This is a genomic window from Cellulomonas sp. PSBB021, from assembly GCF_002240455.1.
GTDB classification, from domain to species: domain Bacteria; phylum Actinomycetota; class Actinomycetes; order Actinomycetales; family Cellulomonadaceae; genus Cellulomonas; species Cellulomonas uda.
Genome location: NZ_CP021430.1, coordinates 2,899,976 through 2,919,599 on the forward strand (window position 1 = coordinate 2,899,976; position 19,624 = coordinate 2,919,599).

Annotated in this window: 18 protein-coding genes and 3 pseudogenes; 11 read left to right on the top strand and 10 right to left on the bottom strand. The window is 76.1% G+C overall.

Annotated elements, in window-relative coordinates:
- Nucleotides 1-59: 59 nt before the first annotated feature.
- Complete coding sequence (locus CBP52_RS13380; RefSeq protein ID WP_094181370.1) at nucleotides 60-1,316, bottom strand: glutamyl-tRNA reductase; 1,257 nt, start codon at nucleotides 1,314-1,316, stop codon at nucleotides 60-62.
- Between the two features lie 57 nt (nucleotides 1,317-1,373).
- Between CBP52_RS13380 and hemE the strand changes: the two genes are divergently transcribed.
- The 7 genes and pseudogenes from hemE to hemL all read left to right on the top strand — a co-directional run bounded on the left by hemE (nucleotide 1,374) and on the right by hemL (nucleotide 8,687).
- Entirely contained in the window at nucleotides 1,374-2,432 is a 1,059-nt protein-coding gene (gene hemE, locus CBP52_RS13385) for a uroporphyrinogen decarboxylase (protein ID WP_094181371.1), read from the top strand.
- Nucleotides 2,433-2,533: 101 nt separating this feature from the next.
- Nucleotides 2,534-2,593 (top strand): annotated as a pseudogene (locus tag CBP52_RS18760) (hypothetical protein); the annotation flags it as partial.
- 107 nt (nucleotides 2,594-2,700) lie between these two features.
- On the top strand, nucleotides 2,701-3,903 hold the full coding sequence (locus CBP52_RS13390; RefSeq protein WP_369826362.1) for an NAD(P)/FAD-dependent oxidoreductase: 1,203 nt from the start codon (nucleotides 2,701-2,703) through the stop codon (nucleotides 3,901-3,903).
- A gap of 234 nt (nucleotides 3,904-4,137) precedes the next feature.
- Entirely contained in the window at nucleotides 4,138-5,238 is a 1,101-nt protein-coding gene (gene hemC / locus CBP52_RS13395) for a hydroxymethylbilane synthase (RefSeq protein WP_094181372.1), read from the top strand.
- Nucleotides 5,235-6,269 (top strand): uroporphyrinogen-III synthase, encoded by a 1,035-nt coding sequence (locus CBP52_RS13400; protein WP_094181373.1) that lies wholly within the window; start codon nucleotides 5,235-5,237, stop codon nucleotides 6,267-6,269. Before hemC ends, CBP52_RS13400 begins: the two co-directional genes overlap by 4 nt.
- Before the next feature lie 143 nt (nucleotides 6,270-6,412).
- Nucleotides 6,413-7,368, top strand: a pseudogene (hemB, locus tag CBP52_RS13405) (porphobilinogen synthase).
- Nucleotides 7,365-8,687, top strand: a complete 1,323-nt coding sequence (gene hemL, locus CBP52_RS13410) for a glutamate-1-semialdehyde 2,1-aminomutase (RefSeq protein ID WP_094181374.1) — start codon at nucleotides 7,365-7,367, stop codon at nucleotides 8,685-8,687. The pseudogene hemB and the gene hemL overlap by 4 nt, the downstream one beginning before the upstream one ends.
- Nucleotides 8,688-8,782: 95 nt before the next feature.
- Here hemL and CBP52_RS13415 read toward each other — a convergent pair whose 3' ends face one another.
- The 4 genes from CBP52_RS13415 to CBP52_RS17635 all read right to left on the bottom strand — a co-directional run bounded on the left by CBP52_RS13415 (nucleotide 8,783) and on the right by CBP52_RS17635 (nucleotide 12,017).
- Complete coding sequence (locus tag CBP52_RS13415; protein WP_157732630.1) at nucleotides 8,783-10,024, bottom strand: hypothetical protein; 1,242 nt, start codon at nucleotides 10,022-10,024, stop codon at nucleotides 8,783-8,785.
- A 226-nt stretch (nucleotides 10,025-10,250) separates the two neighbouring features.
- Entirely contained in the window at nucleotides 10,251-11,177 is a 927-nt protein-coding gene (locus CBP52_RS13425; RefSeq protein ID WP_094181377.1) for a sulfite exporter TauE/SafE family protein, read from the bottom strand.
- A gap of 149 nt (nucleotides 11,178-11,326) precedes the next feature.
- Nucleotides 11,327-11,785, bottom strand: a complete 459-nt coding sequence (locus CBP52_RS13430) for an Rrf2 family transcriptional regulator (protein WP_094181378.1) — start codon at nucleotides 11,783-11,785, stop codon at nucleotides 11,327-11,329.
- Between the two features lie 64 nt (nucleotides 11,786-11,849).
- Nucleotides 11,850-12,017: a hypothetical protein gene (locus CBP52_RS17635; RefSeq protein ID WP_198303459.1), complete on the bottom strand. Its 168-nt coding sequence runs from the start codon at nucleotides 12,015-12,017 to the stop codon at nucleotides 11,850-11,852.
- 90 nt (nucleotides 12,018-12,107) lie between these two features.
- Between CBP52_RS17635 and CBP52_RS13435 the strand changes: the two genes are divergently transcribed.
- The 3 genes from CBP52_RS13435 (at nucleotide 12,108) to CBP52_RS13445 (ending at nucleotide 15,363) form a co-directional block, all read left to right on the top strand.
- The gene (locus tag CBP52_RS13435) at nucleotides 12,108-12,389 is read left to right on the top strand and encodes a metal-sensitive transcriptional regulator (RefSeq protein WP_094181379.1); all 282 of its coding nucleotides are present in this window, start codon (nucleotides 12,108-12,110) and stop codon (nucleotides 12,387-12,389) included.
- Between the two features lie 63 nt (nucleotides 12,390-12,452).
- On the top strand, nucleotides 12,453-12,683 hold the full coding sequence (locus CBP52_RS13440) for a heavy-metal-associated domain-containing protein (RefSeq protein WP_094181380.1): 231 nt from the start codon (nucleotides 12,453-12,455) through the stop codon (nucleotides 12,681-12,683).
- Between the two features lie 76 nt (nucleotides 12,684-12,759).
- The gene (locus CBP52_RS13445; RefSeq protein ID WP_094181381.1) at nucleotides 12,760-15,363 is read left to right on the top strand and encodes a cation-translocating P-type ATPase; all 2,604 of its coding nucleotides are present in this window, start codon (nucleotides 12,760-12,762) and stop codon (nucleotides 15,361-15,363) included.
- 40 nt (nucleotides 15,364-15,403) lie between these two features.
- Here CBP52_RS13445 and CBP52_RS17640 read toward each other — a convergent pair.
- Nucleotides 15,404-15,556: pseudogene (locus tag CBP52_RS17640) on the bottom strand (ABC transporter permease); the annotation flags it as partial.
- 408 nt (nucleotides 15,557-15,964) lie between these two features.
- Between CBP52_RS17640 and CBP52_RS13450 the strand changes: the two are divergent.
- Nucleotides 15,965-16,984, top strand: coding sequence for an IS30 family transposase (locus tag CBP52_RS13450; RefSeq protein ID WP_198303555.1), 1,020 nt, complete (start codon nucleotides 15,965-15,967; stop codon nucleotides 16,982-16,984).
- A 4-nt stretch (nucleotides 16,985-16,988) separates the two neighbouring features.
- Here the strand turns inward: CBP52_RS13450 and CBP52_RS13455 are convergent, their stop codons facing one another.
- From CBP52_RS13455 to CBP52_RS13470, 4 genes are read right to left on the bottom strand one after another with little or no spacing between them, the layout of a single operon-like run.
- Nucleotides 16,989-17,696, bottom strand: coding sequence for an ABC transporter permease (locus CBP52_RS13455; RefSeq protein WP_094181382.1), 708 nt, complete (start codon nucleotides 17,694-17,696; stop codon nucleotides 16,989-16,991).
- A complete protein-coding gene (locus CBP52_RS13460; protein WP_094181383.1) occupies nucleotides 17,693-18,652 on the bottom strand; it encodes an ABC transporter ATP-binding protein in 960 nt (319 codons plus the stop codon). The genes CBP52_RS13455 and CBP52_RS13460 overlap by 4 nt, the downstream gene beginning before the upstream one ends.
- Nucleotides 18,649-18,951: a transcriptional regulator gene (locus CBP52_RS13465; RefSeq protein WP_094181384.1), complete on the bottom strand. Its 303-nt coding sequence runs from the start codon at nucleotides 18,949-18,951 to the stop codon at nucleotides 18,649-18,651. Before CBP52_RS13465 ends, CBP52_RS13460 begins: the two co-directional genes overlap by 4 nt.
- A complete protein-coding gene (locus CBP52_RS13470; RefSeq protein WP_094181385.1) occupies nucleotides 18,944-19,573 on the bottom strand; it encodes a hypothetical protein in 630 nt (209 codons plus the stop codon). The genes CBP52_RS13465 and CBP52_RS13470 overlap by 8 nt, the downstream gene beginning before the upstream one ends.
- Between the last annotated feature and the right edge of the window lie 51 nt (nucleotides 19,574-19,624).

Sequence of the window (19,624 nt, forward strand, 5' to 3'; positions counted from 1 at the left end):
TCCGGGTACGAGCCGCCGAAGCCGGAGGAGACGCGGGGTCGGCGGAAAGGGGACGGGGGTCAGGCGGGGACGGGGACCTGTGGGGGGCTGATCGCCGCGAGCTCGGCGAGGGCGGCCGCGTAGGCGGCCGTGTCCCCGGCGCGCGCGGCCTCGCGGGCACGAACCGTCGGGCCGTGCAGCGCGGCGCGGGTGCGGCGGCGCAGAGCCCGCGCCGTGCGCTCGTCGCGCTCGTCGTCGGCCAGCGCGGACAGGGCCGCCTCGAGCCCGCCGAGCACGCGCGACCGCTCCGCGAGCACGGCGGGGTTCCACTCGCGCACGCGGCGCTCGGCCTCGTACGCGGCCGCGGCCTTCCCGACGAGCTCGCGTGCCTCGAGCACGGCACCGTGCTCGGCGGGCGCGTGCTCGGCGACGGTGGTCAGCGACACGAGGCGGACACCGGGCAGCTCCCGCACGCCCGGGTCGACGTCGTGGCGCAGCGCAAGGTCCACGACCGTGAGCGGGTGCGACGTCGCGGAGCGGGCCTCGGCGAGCGCGTCGACCGTGAGGACGGCGCCGGCAGCACCGGAGCACGCGACCACCAGGTCGACGCAGGCGAGCTCGGCGGCCAGGTCGGCACCCGCGGGCACGGCCGTGACACCGCGTGCGGACGCGAACGTCGTCGCGCGACCGCTCGGGGAGTAGACGCGCACGTCGCGGCAGCCGCGGGCCTTGAGCGCGGCGAGCGACGCGCCCGCGTACGAGCCGGTGCCGATGAGCACGCACCGCACCTGCGGCCACGCGACCAGGTCGCGCTCGGCGATGTCCAGCGCGACGCCGACGACGGACCGGCCGGCCGCGCCGAGCCCGGTGCGGCCCTCGACCTTGCGCGAGACGCGGGACGCCGCCTGGAACAGGCTCTCGAGCGCGCTCGTCGTCGTGCCGTCCTTGCGGGCCGTCGTGAGCGCGCGGCGCACCTGCCCGGCGATCTCGCGCTCCCCGACGACCATCGACTCGAGCCCGCTCGCGACCGCGAACAGGTGCGCGGCCGAGTCGGTGCCCGTGTGCACGGCGAGGTGCTCGGCGACGCGCGTCGGGTCGTAGCCCGAGCGGGCGGCCACGGTCGCGGCGACCGCGGCACGGGCCTCGGGTGCGTGCTCGGCGTCGGCGACGTCGAGGTACAGCTCGAAGCGGTTGCACGTCGCGAGCACGACGGCACCGGCGATCGAGGGCGACGCGCCGACGAGCTCGCGGCCCACGGCGTGCACGTCCGAGGAGAGACGCTCGAGCACCCCGAGGTCGAGATCGCGGTGCGACGCGACGAGGGAGAGCAGCACCACGCGCCCGATTCAACCACCCGTCCGACGGTGCCCGGAAATGTCAGGCACAATCGACCCGTGCTTTCTGCTGGTCATCCGCTCGTCGACGGGCGTACGTCACATTCCTCCCTCGTCCGCGCGTATTCGAAAGAGCGCCCCGAGCGCCTTCCGGTGTGGTTCATGCGCCAGGCCGGTCGCTCGCTGCCCGAGTACCGCGCGCTGCGGGTGGGCACCGCGATGCTCGACGCGTGCCTCGACCCGGCCCTCGCGTCCGAGATCACGCTGCAGCCCGTGCGGCGGCACGGCGTGGACGCGGCGATCTTCTTCTCGGACATCGTGGTGCCGCTGCGGCTCGCGGGCGTCGACGTGGAGATCAAGCCGGGCGTCGGGCCGGTCATGGGTGCGCCGGTGCGCACCGCGGACGACGTGGCGCGGCTCGCGGAGCTGACGCTGTCCGACGAGGCGCTCGCGCCGGTCACCGAGGGCGTGGCGCGCACGGTCGCCGAGCTCGGGAGCACGCCGCTCATCGGCTTCGCGGGGGCGCCGTTCACGCTCGCCGCGTACCTGGTCGAGGGCGGGCCGTCGCGTGACCACCTGGCGGCCCGCGGGCTCATGCACTCCGACCCGTCGACGTGGCGCGCGCTCATGACGTGGGCCGCGGACGTCACCGGCGCGTTCCTGCGGGCCCAGGTGCTCGCGGGGGCGTCCGCCGCGCAGCTGTTCGACTCGTGGGCGGGCGCGCTGTCGCTCGCTGACTACACGGGGCACGTCGCACCCTCGTCGGAGCGCGCGCTGGACGCGGTGCGGGACCTGGGCGTGCGCACCGTGCACTTCGGCACCGGGACGGGCGAGCTGCTCGCGGCGATGCGCGACGTGGGTGCGGACGTCGTCGGCGTGGACTACCGGATCCCGCTCGACGAGGCCTCGCGCCGGCTGGGCGGCACCACGCCGCTGCAGGGCAACATCGACCCCGCGCTGCTCGCGGCGCCGTGGCCGGTGCTCGAGGCGCACGTCCGTGACGTCGTCCAGCGCGGCCGGTCGGCCCCCGCGCACGTGGTGAACCTCGGGCACGGCGTGCCGCCGAGCACGGACCCGGCGGTGCTCACGCGCGTCGTCGAGCTGGTCCACTCGCTGTGACCGCCGCCGCCGAGGGTCCGGGGACCGAGCGCGCCGACGAGCGCTGGGACGCCGTGGTCGTCGGCGGTGGGGTCGCGGGTCTGGTGGCGGCGCGTGAGCTGGTGCGCGGCGGGCTGAGGCCGCTCGTCGTCGAGGGCCGCGACGCGGTCGGCGGCGCGGTGCGCGGGCACGTCGTCGCCGGTCTCGAGCTCGACGCGGGCGCGGAGTCGTTCGCGACCCGCGGGGCACGGTCGCCGCGTACCTGGCCGAGCTGGGGATCGCGGACCGCGTGGTCGCGCCGAGCGGGCTCGGCTCGTGGGTGCACCTGCCGTCGGGCGACGGCCCGCTGCCGCAGACGGGCCTGCTCGGCATCCCGTCGCAGCCGTGGGCGCCGGACGTGCGGCGCACGCTCGGGGTGCTCGGCGCGGCGCGCGCGGCGCTCGACCTGGTCCTGCCGGCGCGCGTGGGTGCGGGGGCGACGACGCTCGGCGCGCTCGTGCGGGCGCGCATGGGGGCACGTGTGGTGGACCGGCTGGTACGGCCCGTCGTGGGCGGCGTGCACGCGGCGGAGCCCGACGAGCTCGCGGTGGACGCGGTCGCGCCCGGCCTGCCCGGAACGCTGAAGACGTCACGGTCGCTCGCGCGCGCGGTGCGCTCGCTGCGTGCCGCGGCGCCCGCGGGCTCGGCGGTGCAGGGGCTCGACGGCGGTGTGCACGTGCTCGTCGACACGCTCGCCGCGCAGGTCACGCAGGGTGGCGGCACGATCCGCACGCGGACGCGGGCGACGGGCGCACGCCCCGCCGACGACGAGCCCGGCACGGTGGTGGTGACGCTCGGCGACGGCAGCAGCGTGCGGACCGGACGGCTCGTCGTCGCGGGCCCGCAGGTCGAGCTGCTCACGCACGTGCTGGACCTCGGCGACGTCGCGCTGGACGAGGGCGCGGACGTGCGGCTCGTGACGCTCGTGCTCGACGCCCCGGCGCTCGACGCCGCGCCGCGCGGCACGGGCGTGCTGGTCGCGCGCGAGGCGGACGACGTGCGCGCGAAGGCGCTGACGCACGCGACGGCGAAGTGGCCGTGGCTGGCCGGGCGCGCGCCCGCCGGACGGCACGTCGTGCGCCTGTCGTACGGCCGGGCCGACGAGTCGGACCCGGCCGAGGGCGCGGGCCGCGCTGCCGGACGCGCCGGGCTCGGCGACACCGACGCGCTCGTCGCTCAGGCGCTCGTGGACGCGTCGGTCCTGCTGGGGGTGCCGGTGCGCGACGAGCAGGTGGTGGCGTCGGCGGTGGTGCGCTGGACGCAGGCGCTCCCGCGGCCGAGCGCGCGCCACCGCGAGGCGGTCGCGGCCGTGCGGGCTGCGCTGGACGCGCCGCGGACCGACGGCGCCCGGGTGGTGGCGTGCGGGGCGTGGCTCGCGGGCAACGGGCTCGCGTCGGTGATCCCGGACGCGGTCGCGGCGGGCCGCCGAGCACTGGGGTCGCTGCCGCACTGACGTCCCCGGACGCTGCCGTGCGGGGCGGTGTCGCGGTCGTCGCCTGTGGCATTGTTCTGACACTTTGTCGGGTCCACGTCACACATTTCCCCGTGGCTCCCGGTGAGGGTGTCCTGACAATTCCTGGAGAGCGCGCGAAAATGCACGACGCGCCATTTTCTGACACTCCGTCATCACGCCCGGACGAACGCTCGGATTTCGACATCCGCGCGCACGACGGGGGACACTGCTGGCATGTCGGTGGTCCGGATCGGTACTCGAGCGTCGACGCTCGCGCGCACGCAGACGGGCCACGTGGCCGACGCGCTCACCCGCCTCGGCGGCTTCGAGGTCGAGACCGTGCACGTGCGCACCGAGGGCGACCGGCTCACCGGCAGCCTCGCGACCCTCGGCGGCACGGGCGTGTTCGTCACCGCGCTGCGGGACGCGCTGCTCGACGGCCGCTGCGACGTCGCGGTGCACTCCCTGAAGGACCTGCCCACCGCGCCCGCACCGGGCCTGACCATCGCCGCGGTCCCGCTGCGCGAGGACCCGCGGGACGTGCTGTGCGCGCGCGACGGCCTGCGGCTGCACGAGCTGCCCGCGGGCGCACGCGTCGGCACCGGGTCGCCGCGCCGCGCGGCACAGCTGCTCGCCGCACGGCCCGACCTCGAGGTCGTCGACATCCGCGGCAACGTCGACACGCGCCTGGGCCGGGTCGCGGGCTCGTCGTCGGGGCCCGGCGACCTCGACGCGGTGGTGCTCGCGCGGGCCGGCCTCGCCCGGCTCGGCCGGCTCGAGGCCGTCACCGAGGCGCTCGACCCGCACGTCATGCTCCCTGCGCCCGGGCAGGGCGCGCTCGCCGTCGAGGTGCGCACCGCCGACCTCGACGACCCGCCCACGCCCGTGCTCGCCGCGCTCGCGACCGCGCTCGCCGCGCTCGACCACCGGCCCACGCGCCTCGCGGTCGCCGCCGAGCGCGCGCTGCTCGCGCGCCTCGAGGCGGGGTGCGCCGCACCGGTCGGCGCCCTCGCGCTCGTCGACGGGCCGCGCCTCGAGCTCGAGGCCGTGGTGGCCCGCACCGACGGCACCCGGCTCCTGCGGCACGGTCTGACGAGCACGGCCGTCGTCGTCCGGGAGGGTGCCGAGCCCGACGACGAGCCGCACGACGGCCCGCAGGACGCCCCGAACGACGGCGCGCACGGCGGCACGCACAGCGGCCCGCACGACGAGCCGGCCGGGGCGGCCGGGGGCGGCCACCGTGAGCAGGACGCCGCCGCCGCCGGTGCGGACCTCGCCGACCTGCTGCTCGAGAGGGGTGCCGCGGACCTCGCCCCCGTCGGCCCGCGCTCGTGACCGCGCCCGACGACGGGCGCGCGACGCCCGCCGCACCGCTCGCCGCACCGCTCGCCGGGTGGCGCGTGCTCGTGCCGCGCCCGACCGCCGGGCAGTCCGGTGCCGCGGTGGCGCTCGCCGCCGCCGGGGCCGAGCCGGTGCTCGTCCCCCTGATCGCGATCGAACCGCCCGCCGACACCGGACGCGTCGACGACGCGCTGCTCGCGCTCGGCGCGGGCTGGTACCGCTGGCTCGTCGTGACGAGCGGTGCCGCCGTGCCCGTGCTCGACACCCGCGCCACCGCCAGCGGACGGCCGCTGGCGACGCTCGTCGCGGACGGCGCGGTGCAGGTCGCCGCGGTCGGCCCGGGCACCGCCCGGGCGCTGCGCGACGCGGGCGTCGGCACGGACCTCACGCCGCGCGGACCGTCGACCGGCGCGAACCTCGCTGCCCAGTGGCCACCGGCCCCCGGGCAGCACGGGTGGACGGACCCGCACGACGGGTACCTGCAGCACGGGCCCCGGCACCGCGCCCCGACCGCCGGCCACCCGTCCACCGCCGACCACCCCACCGACCACCCCACCGACCACCCCGCCGACCACCCCGCCGACGGCGCCCGGCCCGCACGCGTCCTGTTCGCCCGCGGCGACCTCGCCGCGTCGACCGTCGCCGACGGCCTGCGGGCGCGCGGGTGGCAGGTCGACGAGGTCGTCGCGTACCGCACCGTCCCGGCACCGCCCCCGCCGGACGACGTGCGCGACGCGTGGCGGACGGGCGCGCTGCACGCCGCGTTGCTCACCTCCGCGAGCACGGTGCGCGCGCTCGTCGAGCACCTCGGCCCGCCGCCGCCCGGCACGCTGCTCGTCGCGATCGGGCCGACCACCGCCGCCGAGGTCCGCCGCCTCGGCCTGCCGCTCGCCGCGACCGCCGACGAGCAGACCATGGCCGGCCTCGTCGCCGCTCTCGTGGCCGCCGCTCACCCGTCGGACGGCCTCGTCGCCGCCCCGCCCGTCCGGGAGGATGGACGAACCGGACACCAGGAGACCCCGTGACCCCCGACCCCACCGAGCAGCTCACCCACCACCCCACCGAGCAGCCCACCCAGCAGCCCACCCGGCAGCCGACCGGTCGATCCACCGGGCAGCCCCCCGGCCCGGCCGCCGTCGCCGGCCCCGGCCGCGTCCGGCCCCGCCGGCTGCGCGCGACGCCCGCCGTCCGCCGGCTCGTGCGCGAGGTCGACGTGCTGCCGCGCCACCTCGTGCTGCCGGTGTTCGTCCGCGAGGGGCTCGACGAGCCCCGCCCGATCACGTCGATGCCGGGCGTCCAGCAGCACACGCTCGACTCGCTCAAGGGCGCGCTCGCCCGGGCGGCCGACGCCCGTCTGGGTGGCGTCATGCTGTTCGCGGTGCCCGAGGTGCGCGACGCGGTCGGCAGCCGGGCGACCGACCCGGACGGCATCCTCAACCGCGCGATCGCGGTCGCGGCGGCGGAGGTGGGCGACGCGCTCGTCGTGCAGGCGGACCTGTGCCTCGACGAGTTCACCGACCACGGCCACTGCGGCGTGCTGACCCCGGACGGGCGCGTCGACAACGACGCGACGCTCGTGCGGTATGCGGACATGGCGCTCGCGCAGGCCGCCGCGGGCGCCCACCTCGTCGGGCTGTCCGGGATGATGGACGGCCAGGTCGCGGTCGTGCGCGACGCGCTCGACGCCGCCGGGTACGACGAGGTCGCCGTGCTCGCCTACGCGGCGAAGTACGCGAGCGCGTTCTACGGGCCCTTCCGTGACGCGGTCGAGTCGCAGCTCGTCGGCGACCGCCGGACCTACCAGATGGACCCGCGAACCGCCGCGAGGCCGCCCGCGAGGTGGCCATCGACGTGGCCGAGGGCGCCGACGTCGTCATGGTGAAGCCGGCGATGTCCTACCTCGATGTGCTGGCCGACGTCGCGGCGAGCAGCCCCGTACCGGTCGCGGCCTATGCCGTGTCCGGCGAGTACGCCATGATCGAGGCTGCCGCAGCGGCCGGGTGGATCGAGCGCGAACGGGCGATAGCCGAGTCCGTGCTCAGCATCCGCCGCGCGGGTGCCGATTCTGTCCTCACGTACCACGCGACGGAGCTGGCCGGATGGCTGGCGGAGGAGTACCGATGAGCCCGACGAACGCCGAGGTGTTCGCGCATGCGCAGGCCGTGATCCCGGGAGGGGTCAGCTCGCCCGTGCGTGCGTACGGGTCGGTCGGCGGCACGCCGCCGTTCGTCGCGTCGGCCCGCGGCGCGTACGTCACCGACGTCGAGGGCCGCGAGTACGTCGACCTCGTCGGGTCGTGGGGGCCGGCGCTGCTCGGCCACGCGCACCCCGAGGTCGTCGCCGCCGTGCAGGAGGCCGCCGCGCGCGGCCTGAGCTTCGGGGCGCCGACGACGACCGAGGTCGAGCTCGTCGACGCCATCCGCTACCGCGTGCCCGCCGCCGAGCTCGTCCGCCTCGTCTCGACCGGCACCGAGGCGACCATGACCGCGCTGCGGCTCGCGCGCGGCTACACCGGGCGCGACCTCGTCGTGAAGTTCGCGGGCTGCTACCACGGGCACGTCGACGCGCTGCTCGCGCAGGCCGGCTCCGGCGTCGCGACGCTCGCGCTGCCCGGGTCCGCGGGCGTCTCGTCGGCCGTCGCGGCCGAGACGATCGTGCTGCCCTACAACGACGTCGACGCGGTCCGTGACGCGTTCGCCCAGCACGGGCCCCGCATCGCGGCCGTCATCACCGAGGCCGCGCCCGCCAACATGGGCGTCGTGCCGCCCGCGCCCGGCTTCAACGCCGAGCTGCGCGCGCTCACGCACGAGCACGGCGCCCTGCTGGTCCAGGACGAGGTGCTCACCGGCTTCCGCGTCGGCTACTCCGGCTGGTGGGGGCTCGAGGGCCTGCGCGAGGGGTGGTCGCCCGACCTGTTCACGTTCGGCAAGGTCGTCGGCGGCGGGCTGCCCGTCGCCGCGGTCGGCGGCCGGCGCGACGTCATGCGTCAGCTCGCGCCGCTCGGGCCCGTCTACCAGGCCGGCACGCTGTCCGGGAACCCTGTCGCGACCGCCGCGGGACTCGCGACGCTGCGGCTCGCCGACGCCGACGTCTACCGTCACCTCGACGAGACCGCCGCGCGCCTGCGCGAGTCCGTGACCAAGGCCCTCGCGAACGCCGGCGTGCCGCACGCGCTGCAGTGGGCGGGCTCGCTGTTCTCCGTCGCGTTCGGCGACGAGGTCGCCGAGCACGGCGTGCGCGACTACGCCGACGTGCAGGGGTCCGAGCACTGGCGGTACGCCCCGTTCTTCCACGCGCTGCTCGACGCGGGCGTCAGCGCGCCGCCGTCCGCGTTCGAGGCATGGTTCGTCTCGGCCGCGCACGACGACGAGGCGCTCGCGCGCATCGAGGACGCGCTGCCGGCCGCCGCGCAGGCCGCCGCCGAGGCGACGCCGCCCGCCTGACCACCCCGTCCGCCGCTGGGCGCGCGGCCCGGCGGGCGACCACCCGGCGGGCGCTTCACCCGGCCGGCGGTCCGCCCGGCCGGCGGTCCGCTCGGTCAGCCCAGGAGGCGGCCGCGAGGGGCGAGGGCGCCGTGCTCGTCGAGACGAGGTGGGGCATCGGGCGTGCCCTTGCCCTCCGGGGGTGTCTGGTCCTCCGGGGGTGCCTGGTCGTCAGGGGTGAGCAGGTCGCGGGCGAAGGGGATCGTGCGCTCGAACCAGCGGCCGTCGGCCAGGTCGTAGGCGAGCCGACCGGCCGCGGCGGCGGCGCGCTGGTCGGCGGCTTGCTGGTCGGCGGCTCGCTGGTCCGCGGCTTGCTGGCCGGTGGCGCGCTCGTCGGCGGCCCGCTCCTCGTCGGCGACGGACGGTGCCTGCGTGAGCGTCTCGTCCGCGAACGCGCGGCCGGGGTGCGCGCTGAGCGCGAGGCCCAGCCGGGCGTGCGGCAGCTCGAGCTCCCACCAGGTCGTGCCGGTGGGCCGGTGCTCGTGCACGCGCAGGCCGGTCGCATGCCGCACGAGCGGCTCGAGCACGCGCAGGCGCCACGCGCCGTCGAGGCGGAACGCGTCGCCGGCCGGTGCGGGCAGGGTGCGCAGACCGTCGCGCGCGGGCAGCAGCCAGGCCGTTCCGTCGGCGGGCACGCCCCGCACGAACGCGCGGGCGTGGCGTGCGGACAGCCGCGCGCGGGGCTGCATGGTCGACGCAAGCACGGGCAGCGCGGTGAGCGAGCGGACCCACCGGTCGGCCAGGACCACGCGGCGTTCCTGCACGCGTCCGACGATCGAGCGCTCCTCGAGCCCCGCGGCGCTCGCGCTCACGCGCAGCGGGTCACGCGGGAGCAGGCCGGCGAGCAGCTCGCGGACACGGGGACCGAGGTCGACCGTCGTCGTGCCCGGCGCACGCGGCGTGACGTCGAGCCCGGCGGGCAGCAGGTCGAGGCGCGCGGCGACGCCCCCGCACGCGGCGAGGCTCTCGAACCGCACGAGCCCGTCGCCGGTGGTCAGGAACGGGTCGGCGTGCTCGACGAGGTCGGCGAGGTCGCCGTGGGCGGTGCGGTCGTCGCGCGAGGTCCGCCCGGCGCCGGTGTGCACGCCCGGGCCCGGCTGTGCGGCGGGCTCGTCGAAGCGGGAGGCGGCGACACGGGCGACGAGCAGGAGGGCGGCGGCGACGACGTCGGCGCGCTGCGCGGAGCCGTCGACGAAGGTGCGGCGCTCGCCGGTCGCGAGCCCGAGGTGCGCGCCGGTGCGGTCGACGCGGAGGCCGGAACGCCCCGCGTACCGGAAGGCGACCTCCACCGCTTCCACACGGGTGTTCTCGGCACCCCGAAGGTCACAGTTGAGTCACGGCCCGGGTAGTTCCCCCGGTGAGCGCCCGGTCGTTGCTCGACGGGTGGAGAAACGCTCGCCAGGTGAGCGGATCTCCACCCGTACCACGCTGCGGCGCACGGCCGCGGACCGCGGCCAGCGCGGGGGCGGGGGCGGGGGCGGGGGCGGGGGCGGGGGCGGGGGCGGGGGCGGGGGCGGGGGCGGGTCAGGCCTCGACGAGCTCGGGGGCCGGGGTGGGGTCGGTCGCGGCGGCGCGCTCGGCCGCGCGCTCGGCGCGGTAGGCGCGCACGGACCACGCGACCGCGGCGGCCCAGACCACGGCGATCGCACCGAGCACCCACGCCTGCGCGGGGGTACCGCCGAGGCCGACGAGGTCGGAGCGCAGGATCGTGCGGGTGTTGGTCAGGACGATCATGCCGCCGACGGCCGACCCGAGCAGGCGCGGCGGGATGATCCGCACGAGCCAAGCGGCGATGGGCGCGGCGATCAGCCCGCCGACGAGCAGCGCGAGCACCCAGCGCACGTCGATGCCCTGCGAGCCGAGCGAGAACAGGAAGCCGAGCGAGGCGGCGAGCGCCACGAGGAACTCGGACGTGTCGATCGAGCCGATGACCTTGCGCGGCTCCATGCGCCCGGACGCGAGCAGTGCGGGCGTGCCGACCGGTCCCCAGCCGCCGCCGCCGGTGGCGTCGACGAAGCCCGCGAACAGGCCGAGCGGTGCGAGGAACCGCTTGCGCACGGGCTGGCCGAGCCGGTCCTTGCGCAGCCCCTTGAACGTGAAGCGCACCAGGATGTAGGTGCCGAGCGCGAGCAGGATGCCCGACATCACGGGTGCGGCCTGGTCGGTCGCGACGCGGGACAGGACGGTCGCGCCGAGGAACGCGCCGATCGCACCGGGGATGCCGACGCGCCGCACGACCTTCCAGTCGACGTTGCCGAACTTCCAGTGCGAGACGCCCGACGCGAGCGTGGTGCCGATCTCGGCGAGGTGCACGGTGGCGGACGCCGCGGCGGGGTTGGTGCCGATCGCGAGCAGGAGGGTGCTGGAGGTCACGCCGTACGCCATGCCGAGCGCGCCGTCGACGAGCTGCGCCGCGAGGCCGACGACGGCCAGGAGCAGGAGCTGCGGCATGAGCGGGGTCCTTCGGGGCGTGAGGCGACGAGGCGGGTGGAACCGACATCTCGATAATCCCGACCCGGGAACTCGATATTCAAGACCCGTCCATCATGCAAGACGCGCGCCGTCGCACGCCCGCGGCACGCCCGCGCACGCGTCTCAGGTCAGGGGTTCTCCCACGCGTCGGCGCGGCCGAGCATCTCCCGCACCGGCGCCGGGAGGTCGCCCGCGACGAGCGCCGCGATCGTCACCTCGTCGAGCACGTCCCGCACCGCGACCCGCAGCGCGACCCACACGTCCAGCAGCGCCGCCGCCGACCCCTCGTACGTCAGCGACGGCGGACGCTCGTCGCGCACCGTGACGAGCGGCCCCTCGGCGGCGCGCATGACGTCCGCGAGCGTGATCTGGTCCGCGGGCCGCGCGAGCCGGTACCCGCCCGAGCGCCCGCGGACGCTCACCACCACGCCGCCGCGGCGCAGGTCGCCCAGGATCCGCTCGAGGAAGCTCGTCGGCAGCCCCTGACCCGCCGCGAGGGTCTCGACCGCGACCGGGTGCCCCTGCGGGCTCGCCGCCAGCTCCGCGCACGCGCGCACCGCATAGTCCGCCTTCGCCGAGACCCGCATGCGCCCATTGTGCCGTCCGCGGGTCCCGGGCCCGCACGCCGCCGCGCCCGGCTCACCTGCGCGGTCAGCCCGCGGCGCCCTCGCGGACGTCGAGCACCGGGCCCGCGAGCAGGTCCGCGAGCGTCACGTGGTCGAGCACGCCGTGCAGCGTCTCGTCGATCGCGCCCCACAGGGTGGGCAGGTGCTGCGCGACGCCGCGGTACTCGAGGCGGTCGGGCGGGGCCGCGCGCACCAGTCCACATTCCGGGCAGGTCGGGACCTTCGGATCGCCTCGGGAATACCCCATGGGGGTATGGTGGTTGGCGTCGACGAGGAGGCACGCATGCACGGCTACACCACTGACAAGGACGACTACCTCAAGCGTCTGCGCCGCATCGAGGGGCAGGTCCGGGGCATCGCCCGCATGGTCGACGAGGACGTCTACTGCATCGACGTGCTCACGCAGATCGCGGCCGTGACCAAGGCGCTGCAGGCCGTGAGCATCGGGCTCGTCGAGGACCACCTCGGCCACTGCGTCGTCGACGCCGCCCGGCGCGACCCCGACGAGGGGCAGGCCAAGGTCAAGGAGGCGGCCGACGCGATCGCCCGCCTCGTGCGCAGCTGAGACACCGGCTGCACCCCCCGCACCACCCCCACCGCACGCTCCACCGCACCGAGGAGAGACCCCATGACCACCACCACGTTCGGCGTCGACGGCATGACCTGCGCGCACTGCGTCCAGCACGTCACCACCGAGCTCCAGGCCATCCCCGGCGTGAGCGACGTCGCGGTCGACCTCGTCGTCGGCGGCTCGTCGCAGGTCACCGTGACGTCCGAGGCTCCGCTGCCCGACGAGGCCGTGGCCGCGGCCGTCGACGAGGCCGGCTACGCGCTGACCCCGCGGCGCTCGCTGCTGTGAGCCCCGCGCCGCGACGGCGCTGATCGACCGCACGACCCGACCGCACGAACAGACCGCACGAACCCGGAGGCGGAGCATGAGCACCGACCAGCAGCCCGGCACCCGCGGGGCACCGACCCTCGTGGTGGACCTCGCCGTGGAGGGCATGACGTGCGCGTCGTGCGTCGCACGCGTCGAGAAGCGTCTCCAGCGCCTGCCCGGGGTCACCGCGAGCGTGAACCTGCCGCTCGAGTCCGCGCACGTCGAGGGCGTCGACCCGTCCGTCACACCCGACGACCTCGTGGCCGCGGTGCGCGCCGCGGGCTACGACGCGCGCGTGACGTCGCCGGTCGACTCGCCGACAGTGACGGGTCACCCGGCGCACGGGCACGCGCCCGACGAGCACCCGTCCCGCGAGCGCGTGTCCGACGAGCACGCGCCCGGCGAGCACATGTCCGGCGAGCACGACGGGCACGGGTCGACGAGCGACGCGATGCTCGCCGAGCACGCGCTGTCGGCGCACGCGATGGCGCCGGGTCACGACATGTCCGCCGACGAGGACACGTCGGCACCCACCGACGCGCGCGGCGCGGACCTGCGGCGACGGCTCGTCGTCGCGGCGGTCCTGACCGTCCCGGTCGTCGTGCTGTCGATGGTCCCCGTGACGCAGTTCCGCGGCTGGCAGTGGGTGGTGGCGGCGCTCGCGCTGCCCGTGGCGACGTGGGCCGCGTGGCCGTTCCACCGTGCCGCGGCCCGCGCGGCCCGGCACGGCGCGTCGACCATGGACACGCTCGTGAGCATCGGGATCATCGCGGCCACGTCCTGGTCGCTGTGGGCGCTGCTGCTCGGCGGCACGGGCGAGCTCGGCATCACGATGACGCCGACGCTGTGGCCGCGTGCGGCCTCGGGCATGGACATGGGCGAGGTGCCCGAGCTGTACTTCGAGGTCGCGGCGGTCGTGACGACGTTCCTGCTCGCGGGTCGGTTCGCCGAGCACCGCTCGCGCCGCCGCGCCGGTGACGCGCTGCGCGCGCTGCTCGACCTGGGCGCGAAGGACGTCGCGCTCGTCGTGACCGGCCCGGACGGGCGCCGCACCGAGCAGCGCGTGCCGGTGGACCGGCTGCGCGTGGGCGACGAGTTCGCGGTGCGGCCGGGCGAGAAGGTCGCGACCGACGGCGTGGTCGTGTCCGGGACGTCCGCGCTGGACACGTCGCTGCTCACCGGCGAGCCCGTGCCGGTCGAGGTCGGGCCGGGCGACGAGGTCACGGGCGCGACGGTGAACTCCTCGGGCGCGCTGGTCGTGCGGGCGACGCGCGTGGGTGCGGACACGCGGCTCGCGCAGATCGGCCGGCTCGTCGCGCAGGCGCAGACCGGCAAGGCGCCGGTGCAGCGCCTGGCGGACCGGATCTCGGCCGTGTTCGTGCCCGTGGTGCTGGTGCTCGCGCTCGGCACGCTCGTGGTGTGGCTGGCGACGGGTGCGGGCGCCCAGGCGGCGTTCACCGCCGCGGTCGCGGTGCTGATCATCGCGTGCCCGTGCGCGCTGGGCCTCGCGACGCCGACCGCGCTGCTGGTCGGCACGGGCCGCGGGGCGCAGCTCGGCATCCTCATCAAGGGTCCCCAGGTGCTCGAGCGCACGCGTCGGGTCGACACCGTGGTGCTCGACAAGACCGGGACCGTGACGCAGGGCCGGATGGCGCTGACGGACGTCCTGCTCCCGGCGGGTCACGACGAGCGCGCGGCCGACGAGGCGCTGCGGCTCGCCGCGGCGGTCGAGCGGCAGGCCGAGCACCCGATCGGCCAGGCGGTCGTGGCGGCGTGGGACGCGCGCGAGGTCTCGCCGGCACCCAGCGACGCGGACGCTCAGGGCGCGGGGGCGCACGGGCTGGGCGCGCAGCCGCAGGGCGTCGGCGCGGACGGTGTACAGATCGGGTCGGACGAGGTGTACGACTTCGCCGCGGTCGCCGGGCGGGGCGTCGTGGGCGTGGTCCGCACCGCCCACGCGGGCGTCGGGCTCGGGCGTCGCGTGCTCGTCGGACGCCCGGCGTGGCTCGCCGAGCAGGGCGTCGACACCGCCGAGCTGACCGCGGGCTTCGACGCGGCCGAGGCCGACGGCGCCACCGCCGTCATGGTGGCGTGGGACGGCCGCGCCCGCGCGACGCTCGTCGTCCGCGACCCGCTCAAGGACACCTCACGCGACGCGGTCGACGAGCTGCGGGCGCTCGGCCTGCGGCCCGTCCTGCTCACGGGCGACAACGCGGGCGCCGCCCACGCGGTCGCGCGGGAGGTCGGCATCGACGAGGTGGTGGCGCACGTGCTGCCCGAGGACAAGGTCGAGGTGGTGCGCCGCCTGCAGGCCGAGGGCCGCCAGGTCGCGATGGTGGGCGACGGGGTCAACGACGCGGCCGCCCTGGCGACCGCCGACCTGGGCCTCGCGATGGGCACGGGGACGGACGTCGCGATCGAGGCCGCGGACGTCACGCTCGTGCGCGGCGACCTGCGGTCCGCGGCGCAGGCGATCCGGCTGTCGCGCCGCACGCTGCGGATCATCAAGCAGAACCTGTTCTGGGCGTTCGCCTACAACGTCGCGGCGATCCCGCTCGCGGCGCTCGGCCTGCTCAACCCGATGATCGCCGGTGCCGCGATGGCGGCCTCGTCGGTGCTCGTGGTGACGAACTCGCTGCGCCTGCGCACGTTCTCCTGACGCCCGCCCGGGCCGCCGGCCCGCCTGCCCGCACCGCGGGTCAGCGGAACCGGCGGCCCTCGTCGGCCCGGTACGCCAGCACGGCGAGGGCCGCGAACAGCGCGGTCCACCCGAGCAGCACGGGCAGCGCTAGCGGGTAGGCCTCGACACCCGCGGTGACCTGCACGACGAGGTCCCGCACGGCCCGCGGCGGGTTCTAGCGATCCCCGCAACGCCCTGTTTTCAGGGAGTTGCGGGGATCGTGCTTTCACCAGAGCTCAAGATGAGGTTCTTCGAGGTCTTCGACCGTGTCGGGAGTGCGACGCTCGCCGCTCGGGAGGTCGGCCTGAGCCGGCACACGGCGGCGGGGTGGGTGCGCCAGGCCGGTCTGCGTTCCGTGGGCGTTGGGGGGTGGGGGCCGCATCCGGGCAAGGGTGAGTACCAGCGGCTGCGGCGTGCGGGTGTATCCCGGCGTCGCGCTGCTGAGCAGGTGGGGGTCAACGAGCGCACCGCACGCGACTGGGACGGCGGCGTTCGTAAGACCCGCGGGGCTCGGATCTACCCCGACGGGCGCCGGGTGGACTATAAGACGGGCGTGACCACCCTTGTCCGAGCGCACGAGATGGTGTCGCTCGCGGCACTGGAGGCCGAGCTGGATCGGCGGTTCTTGACGTTGGCCGAGCGGGAGACGATCGCCGACCTACGCCGGCAGAATGCCTCGCTGCGTGAGATCGGTCGCCAACTGGGTCGGCCGGCGTCGACGATCAAACGAGAGCTGGACCGGCGGTCCGTCGACGGCGTCTACCGCCCGTATGCCGCCCAGCGGGCGTGGGCTAAGAGCCGCGCCCGTCCCAAGGCGGCCAAGCTCGCCGCCGACGGTCCGCTGCGTGAGTTCGTCGCCGCGAAGCTCGCGCAGCGGTGGTCACCCGAGCAGGTCTGCCACGCTCTGGTCGAGGACTTCCCCCACGACGAGAGCATGCGGGTGAGCACCGAGACGATCTACCAGGCGATCTACGTCCAGGCCCGCGGTGGGCTGCGCCGTGAGGTCGCCGACGCGCTGCGCACCGGGCGGACCCGCCGCAAACCCCACACGAGCCCGGACCAGCGCACGTCCCGGTTCGTTGACGAGATGGTGATGATCTGTGAACGCCCCGCCGAGGTCGAGGACCGAGCGGTGCCCGGGCACTGGGAGGGCGACCTGATCGTCGGCACCGGGTCGGCCTCCGCGATCGTGACCCTGGTCGAACGCTCGACCCGCTACGTGATGCTCGGGCACCTGCCCGGCGGGCACAGCGCCGAGGAGGTCCGCGACGTCCTGGTCCCGCTGATCACAACCCTGCCAGACCACCTGCGCGGATCGCTGACCTGGGACCAGGGCTGCGAGATGGCCGCCCACAAGCAGTTCACGATCGCGACCGGGGTGCCGGTCTACTTCTGCGACCCGCACTCGCCCTGGCAGCGCGGCTCGAACGAGAACACCAACGGGCTGCTGCGCCAGTACTTCCCCAAGGGCACAGACCTGTCGATCCACTCCCCGGCCGACCTCGAACACGTCGCCCAACAACTCAACGGCCGACCACGCAAGACGCTCGGCTGGAGAACCCCAGCCGAGCGTCTGCGTGATCTACTGACAACCACATAAGCCATCAGGTGTTGCGAGGACCCCGAGAATCCGCCCGCGACGGCAGGGCCGTCGACAGCGTGTCGAGCCAGTCGGGGAACACCTGCGGCGGCATGAACAGCCCGCCGGCGAACGCGAGCGGGAACAGCACCGCCTGCACGACCGCGATCGCGGCCTTCGCGGACAGCCGGTACCCGATCGCGAGGCCCAGCAGCAGGAACGGCACCGCGACGCCGACGACGAGCGCGACGCACTGCAGCGCCTGCTCCCACCGCAGCTCGGCCGCGGTGAGCAGCCACCCGACGAGCACGACCGGCGCGAGCGCGCAGTACGACCACAGCAGACCGTTGAGCACACGGCCCGTCAGCCGCGCCCCCGGACCGGCCGGCAGCGTGCGCAGGTACGGGTCGAACGGCTGCGCGCGGTCCTCCGAGACGCCCGCGCCGAACGAGAACAAGCACGTCGACATCACCGCGAACGTGCCGAGCTGCGCGACCGCGACGAGCGCGCCGACCGGGTCCTGCGCGACCTCGCGCTGGGGGACCACGAAGAACAGCAGCGCGAGCGCGGGGAACAGCAGGTTGCCGATCACGGCGATCGGGATGCGCACCGTCTCGACGAAGCCGAGCCGTGCGTGCAGCCAGACGAGCCGCCACAGCGCGGGCCGACGCGCGGCGCGCACGGGCGCCGGGCCGGGGACGTGGGCGTAGGCGTGGGCGTGGGTGACGGTCATGACCGGACCTCCTGGACGGGCTCGGCGGCGGCGCGTGCGGGCTCGAGCACCCCGTCGCTCGCGGTGAGCGCGAGGAACGCCTCCTCGAGGGACGCGCCGCGCACCTCGAGGTCACGGAACGGCACGTCCTGCCCGACGAGCGTGCGCACGAGCTCGTCGGCATCGGCCGCGAGCAGCGTGACCCGCACGCCCTCGGGCCGGCCCGCAGCCTCGAGCACCTCGACCCCGGGCAGCCGCTCGAGGCGGGGCAGCGCGTCGGCCGGCACGGTCACCAGCACGCGGCGCCGCGCGACGAGCGCGACCACGTCCGCCAGCCCGCCGTCCGCGAGCACACGCCCGTGCCCGACGACCACCACGCGGTGCGCGAGCGCCTCGACCTCCTCGAGGTAGTGGCTCGTGAGCAGCACGGTCGCGCCGTCGGCGTGGTAGTCGCGCAGCGCCTGCCACAGCACGTGCCGGCCCTCGACGTCGAGGCCCGTGGTGGGCTCGTCGAGCAGCACGAGCCGGGGGCGGCCCACGAGCGCGAGCGCGACCGCGAGCCGTCGCTTCTGCCCGCCCGACAGCCCGCCCGTCTGCCGCCGCGCGAGGTCCTGGAGCCCGAACCGCTCGAGCAGCTCACCCGTGGGCATGGGCGCGGCGTAGTGGCCCGCGACGAGCGCGACGACCTCCTGCACGCGCAGCGTCGACGGCAGCCCGGTCTCCTGCGGCGTGGTGCCGAGCGAGAGCCGCGAGCGCGCGTCGCGCGGGTCCCCGCCGAACAGCCGGACCGTGCCCGCGTCGGGCTTGCGCAGCCCGGCCACGAGGCTGAGCAGCGTGGTCTTGCCCGCACCGTTGGGGCCGAGCAGCCCGACGAGCTCGCCCTGGCCGACGCTCAGCGACACGTCGTCGAGCGCGACGACCGCGCCGAACCGGCGCGTGACGTGGTCGGCGACGACGACGTGCTCGTCGCGCGTCACCGTCCGCTCCCGAGGAGCTCGCGCAGCCGCTGCGCGTAGACGTCGAACGCGAGGCGCCCGGCCGGGGTGAGCGCGACGTACGTCGCGGGGGACCGGCCCTCGTAGGTCTTGGTGATGGTCACGTAGCCCGCCTCCTCGAGGCGTCGCAGGTGGGTGGACAGGTTCCCCGCGGTCATGTCGAGCATGTCGCGCAGGCGGGGGAACGAGATGCGGTCGCCGTCGCCGAGGCCCACGAGGGTCGCGACGACCCGCAGCCGGGCCGGTGCGTGGATGACCGGGTCGAGCTCGTCGTCAGGCACGGGACCGCCCGTCCCGCACGCGCGTCACGAGCGCCGCGACGAGCATCCCGCCGCCGCCCGCGAGCGCGAGCACCGCGTACGAGCCGGGGATCCCCGCGAAGGCGCTGGCCGCGCCGGCCAGGAGGATCCAGGCGCCGAGCGCGTACATCGCGGTCGCGCGCCACATCAGACCGCCCGCGATGTAGAGCAGGCCGACGACGAGCGACGCGATCGCGTTGGCGGCGAGGCCGACGACCTCGCGCGAGGCACCGGCGTCGGCCAGGGCCGCGACGGTCACGCCCTGGCCGAGGAAGCCGAGGAACCAGCCCCAGCCGTACATCGCGCCCTGCTGCGCGCTGCGGCCCCGGATGCCGTGCGTGCGCGTGACGCTGTGCCACGCCGTGACGACCATCGCGGCGACGATCACCAGACCGGCGACGACCGCCGCCCACGCGGCCCACAGCTCGTCCTCGCCGACCGGGAGCCACAGCAGGCCGTAGCCGAGCACCCACGCGGTGCCCCACACGCCGAACAGCAACGGGGCGGACGGTTGCGTGCGGGCCGCGGCCGCGCGCTGGTCCGCGATGATCGCGAGCGCCTCCTCGGTGCCCAGCGGTGTCCCGGTGGTGTCGTCGTCGTCCATCGCCCCTCCCCTGCGCCCGGTCCCGTCGTCGGGACCCGTGGTTTGTGTCGC